The 4,854-nt window shown below is 75.3% G+C and carries 5 protein-coding genes; 2 read left to right on the forward strand and 3 right to left on the reverse strand.

The window, feature by feature from the left end; all coding sequences use genetic code 11:
- Together ACFU7Z_RS36230 and ACFU7Z_RS36235 are read right to left on the reverse strand one after the other, a co-directional pair.
- On the reverse strand, window positions 1–680 hold a 680-nt coding region (locus ACFU7Z_RS36230), incomplete at its 3' end, for a universal stress protein (RefSeq protein ID WP_380782284.1).
- Between the two features lie 10 nt (window positions 681–690).
- Window positions 691–1,083, reverse strand: a complete 393-nt coding sequence (locus ACFU7Z_RS36235) for a DUF302 domain-containing protein (RefSeq protein WP_380782286.1) — start codon at window positions 1,081–1,083, stop codon at window positions 691–693.
- A gap of 304 nt (window positions 1,084–1,387) precedes the next feature.
- Between ACFU7Z_RS36235 and ACFU7Z_RS36240 the strand changes: the two genes are divergently transcribed.
- Entirely contained in the window at window positions 1,388–3,445 is a 2,058-nt protein-coding gene (locus ACFU7Z_RS36240) for an ATP-binding protein (RefSeq protein ID WP_380782288.1), read from the forward strand.
- Window positions 3,446–3,549: 104 nt separating this feature from the next.
- Here ACFU7Z_RS36240 and ACFU7Z_RS36245 read toward each other — a convergent pair whose 3' ends face one another.
- Window positions 3,550–3,765 carry a hypothetical protein gene (locus ACFU7Z_RS36245; protein ID WP_380782290.1) on the reverse strand — a complete coding sequence of 72 codons (216 nt, stop codon included), beginning with the start codon at window positions 3,763–3,765 and terminating at the stop codon, window positions 3,550–3,552.
- Window positions 3,766–4,094: 329 nt separating this feature from the next.
- Here ACFU7Z_RS36245 and ACFU7Z_RS36250 point away from each other — a divergent pair, with 329 nt between their 5' ends.
- Window positions 4,095–4,712 carry a TetR-like C-terminal domain-containing protein gene (locus tag ACFU7Z_RS36250; protein ID WP_049657543.1) on the forward strand — a complete coding sequence of 206 codons (618 nt, stop codon included), beginning with the start codon at window positions 4,095–4,097 and terminating at the stop codon, window positions 4,710–4,712.
- The last annotated feature ends 142 nt before the right edge of the window (window positions 4,713–4,854 follow it).

Below are 4,854 nucleotides of genomic sequence, written 5' to 3' on the forward strand. Positions count from 1 at the left end.
GGGATCAGGTCGGCGGTCACCGACACCTCGGGGTGGCGCTCCCGCCAGGGGGTCACCTGCTCGGCGAACCGGGCCCGGTCGACGGAGGCGAGTTCGCCCAGCCCGCCGACGGCCTCGAGTGCCGTGTACTGGCTGGAGACCGGCGGCGACCAGACGTGCACCACCCGCAGCGGCGCCCGGCGCCGGGCGGCCGCGTCGAAGGCGAAGGCGAGCACGTCGTCCATCGGATGGGCGAGGTCCAGGCCCACCAGCACCGGGCCCTCCGACTCCTCCGCCTCGGCCCGGACCAGCACCACCGGGCAGCCCGCCCGGCGCAGCACCTCCTGGCTCACCGAGCCGACCAGGAAGCCGCGCACCGCGCCCAGCCCGCGCGAGCCCAGGACGAGCAGGGCGGCCGACTTGCCGACGGCCTCCAGCGCCTCGGCCGGGTCGGTCGGGACGATCGCCGAGGTGACCGGCCCGTCGCCGGCCAGCGGGCGCAGCTCCCGCGCCCGCAGCTCCAGCCGGTCCAGGGCGTCGCGGTACGTCTCCTCGCTGCCGACCACGTCCCGGTGCGGCCAGGGCCAGGCCTCCAGGAGGTCCAGCGGGCAGCCGCGGCGCCGCGCCTCCCGGGCGGCCCACTCGGTGGCGGCGAGGCTCTCGGGCGAGCCGTCGAATCCGGCGACGACGGGTGCGGTCATGGTCTGCTCCTCATCCGCGCAGCGTGTCCAGGGCGGCGTTCAGCCGCTGCGCCGCCTCGTCCGCGACCTCGCCCAGCCCGCCTCCGGACCCGGCCAGGGCGACCATCGTCTGCGGGTCGACGGCCTCCACCACCGTGGCGTCGCCGTCCGTCCGGACCACCACGTTGCAGGGCAGCAGCAGCCCGATCCGGCGGTCGGCCTGGAGCGCGCGGTGGGCGAGGGCGGGGTTGCAGGCGCCGAGGATCAGGTAGTCCTCGACCTCCGCGCCGATCTTCTCGCGCAGCGTCGCCCGGACGTCGATGGTGGTCAGGACGCCGAAGCCCTGCTCCTTGAGCGCGGCGGTGACCGCCTCCACCGCCTGCGCGAACGGCCGGTCGAGCCGTACGCCGAGACCGTAGTCCATGGTTCCTCCGGGGGTGTCGGGTGGCCTGGGAGGTCGCGGCCCCAGTATCGGCGGACGCCGCGCCCGCCGCCTCCCGGGGCCGAGCCGCGGCGGTGCCGGTGGTGACGTACGGCGAGGACCGCCGGGCGGTGGCGGCGAGGGTCGGCAGGACCGCCGGGCCCGCGCACGGTCCGTCAGGCGGACGCCGCCGAGGCCCTCCGGCTGTCACGGGGGCCGGCGGGGGGCCGCTGCCTCATGCACCCGGGACAACGGGTGGAGCAGACTTCAGGGATATGCGGGAGCCCGACGACGAAGGGGCGGACTCATGGCTGCGGAGAGCGTGCGAAGAGCCTGGTGGCGGCCTCGGTCCGGTCCTGCGGAGCGACAACTGGCCGCGGCCGGGCTGTGCGCGCTCGTCTGCGTGGTGGCCGGCGGGCTGTGGGTCGGGTACGTGCTGAGCCACCTCGGCGCGCCCGGGGTCTCGGTGCCCACCCACGACCTGGCGGTGCTCGGGTACGGCCTCGCCGCCGTCGCCGGTGGAGTACTGCTGCACGCCCACCGGCCGGGGAACCGGCTCGGCTGGGTGCTGCTCGTGTACGGGGCGGCGACGATCCTCCCGGTCGCGGCCGAGGCCCCGATCTGGGTCGAGGGGGGCGACCCGCGCATGGTCGGGGCGGTGGTGGTGCTGTCCTCGCTGTGCGACACCGTCAGCGGAGCCCTGTGGCACGCGCTGCCGCTGTGGCTGCCGTTCGGGACGCTGCCGAGCAGGCGGTGGTGGTTCGCGATCGGCGCCGTGGCCCTGTGGCGGCTGCCCCCGGCGAGCTACTACGTCTCCGAGCCGACCGTGTTCGGCCGGCCCAACCCGTTCGCGGGCAGCGGCCTCGCGCACCTGCTGCAGATCTTCAACGACCGGATGCTCGACACCCAGCTCGTCGTGTACGTCGCGCTGACCGTCCTGGTGGTGCTCGTCCCGCTCGCGCGGATCCGCGGGGCGTCCCGGCGGCGCCGGCAGAACGTCCTGATCGGCCTCGGGGTGTACCTGCTGTGGGGCGGGGCCGAGCTCGGCTACTACTTCGACCAGGGCACGGCCGCGTACACCGCGTTCGCGGTCACCTCGGCGCTGTGGACGCTCACCCTGGCCGCCGTGGTGGTCCGGGACGGGTCCTGGCGGCTCGACCGGGCCGCCCGGCGGGTGCTGACCGGCCTGCTGGTGGCCGCCGGGCTGGCCGTGGCCTTCGTGGTGGTGGCCTGCCTGCTCTCCACCATGCTGATGCCCGGGACCGGTCTCGGGGCGCTGGTGGTGGTCGCCGCGGTCTTCCTGCTCGCGACCGGCCTGCCCCGGGGCGTGCGCTGGGCCTCCGGCGTCGTCGACCGCTGGTACTACGGCTCGCGAGCGCAGCCGTACCAGGTGCTGCGCAGCCTCGCCGGGAGGGTCAGCCAGACCGTCGACCCGCAGGAGGTGCCGGCCGTGCTGTGCCGCACCGTCAGTGAGGAACTGCTGCTCCCCGGCGTGGAGTTGACCGTCTCCACGCGGAGCGGCGAACGGTCGCTGGCGGCCGTCGGGGAGCTCACCGGCGGCGGCGAGGGCTTCCCGCTGGTGCACCGCGGGGAGCGGATCGGACGGCTTGCCGTCGCCCCGCGCCCGGGGCAGCGGGCGCTCGACGACAGCGACCGCGACATCCTGCGCTCGCTCGCCGACCAGGCCGCGCCCGCCGTCGCCTCGCTCCAGCTGATGGCGGACCTGCGGGCCAGCCGCGAGCGGATTGTCGCCGCCCGCGAGGAGGAGCGGCGCCAGCTGCGCCGGGACATCCACGACGGCCTCGGCCCGCTGCTGGCCGGGCTGCGGCTGCGCCTCCAGGCCGCCGCCGCGGTGGACGACCCGGCGCTCTTCTCCGGCGTGCTGGACCGGGTCGCGGACGACCTCGCCACGGCGGTCCGGGAGGTCCGGCGGATCACCGACCGGCTCGGGCCCACGGCGCTGGGCGACTACGGCCTGTCCACTGCGCTCGGCCGGCTCGCCGAGACCTTCAGCGGCCCGGACCTCGCCGTCGCCACCCGGCTGGAGCCCGACCCGCTGCCGGCGCTGCCCGCCGCCGTCGAGGTCGCGGTCTACCGGATCACCGCGGAGGCGCTCAACAATGTGGTGCGCCACGCCCGGGCGAGCAGCGCCACGGTGTCCGTGCAGGTGGACGCCGGGCACCTGGAACTCGAGGTCGAGGACGACGGGCGGGGCCCGGACCACGGGCTCCCGGTGCACCCGGGGGTGGGGCTGCAGTCGATGTCGGAGCGGGCCGCGGAGATCGGCGGCAGCTGCACCGTGGACGCCCTGCGGCGCGGCACCCGGGTGCACGCGGTGCTCCCGCGCAGGCCCGCGAGCGGCTGAGGGGCTGGTCCTTCCCGGCCCGGGGCCAACGAAGAGGCCCCCGGCGCGACGGGTGACGGCCGGGGGCGGGATCGGTGCTTCCGAGGATGGGGAGGACGAGGGGGTCAATGGCAGTTGGGGGGAGTGCAGCCGTGGGGGTGGCTGCCGGGGGAAGAGCTGCTGCCGGGGCCGGGACGGTGGCTCCGTCCCGCCTCCGAGGCGCTCTCGCCGCCCCGGACCGGGCACTTGCACGCCCGGAGGGCGGCGGCGATGCTCACCGCGGCGAAGACCGCGGCGACGCCGGCGGCCATCAGCGCGGTGTTGGCCGTTCTGTCGGTCATGGGGTCCTCCACGGGGTTCCGCAGGCGGTCCGCTTCAACCCGCACCCCCATGCCACCGCCCGTCCCGCCCCAGCCGCATGAGGCCACGGTCCTGTCCCGGTCCCGACGTGCGGGAACTCCATCGGATCGAACGCATGATCGAAATTCTGTTGTGCGGCGTCGGCGGGAACGGGTTCGTTCACTAACATCGACAGTGGCCCCCCGCGATGTCCGTGATATACGAAATGCTTCACCGTGCGCGCGGCCGACCAGGGATTTCCCGGAGATCCGCGGGCGAATGCGGGGAGCGACGGGGATCGAGGAAAGGCGATTGAAGAAGGTGCGCAACCATGACCGCTGAGACGGATACCGGACACGGACCGGTGACGGGCGCCCCGCTGCGGCGGCGCGGCGAGGCGCTGGAGAGCGCCATCTACGAGGCGGTCCTCCAACAGCTCACCACCGACGGCTACGCCCGGCTCACCATGGAGGGGGTGGCCGCAGCCGCCCAGACCGGCAAGGCCGCGCTCTACCGCCGCTGGTCCTCCAAGGAGGAGCTGGTCATGGACGCGCTGCGGGCCAGCCTGCCGCCCTCCGGTCCGGCCCCCGACACCGGCAGCCTGCGCGGGGACCTGCTGGAGGTGGTGACCCGGCTGCGGGCGGCGATGGTCAGCGAGCTGGGCGCCGCGGTGCGGGCCATCATGAGCGAGCTCGACCACCAGCGGGCGCACGCCTTCGTGGAGATCGTGCTGGAGCGGGTGGTCGAGCCGACGACGGCGCTGCTCGCCGAGGTGCTGGACCGCGGCACCACGCGCGGCGAGGTCCGCCCCGGGGCGGTCACCCCGCTGGTCACCGACCTGGTGCCGGCGCTGATGCTGTACCGGATCAAGATGTGCGGCGGGGAGGCGACGCAGCTCGATCCGGCGGAGATCGTGGACGAGCTGCTGCTGCCGATCGTCCGCCCCTGACGGGGGTGCTCCCGGGTACGCCGGGAAATCCGCGCGCCGCCGCCGGAATCCCACGGGTGTGTTCCTGTGTTCCGGGGGGAATTCCCGTGCGATTCGGCGGTGGCGACGGCGGTGGCGGTCCGCGCCAGGCCCGGGCTCAGGC

Source organism: Kitasatospora sp. NPDC057518 (assembly GCF_042802075.1).
GTDB lineage: Bacteria > Actinomycetota > Actinomycetes > Streptomycetales > Streptomycetaceae > Kitasatospora.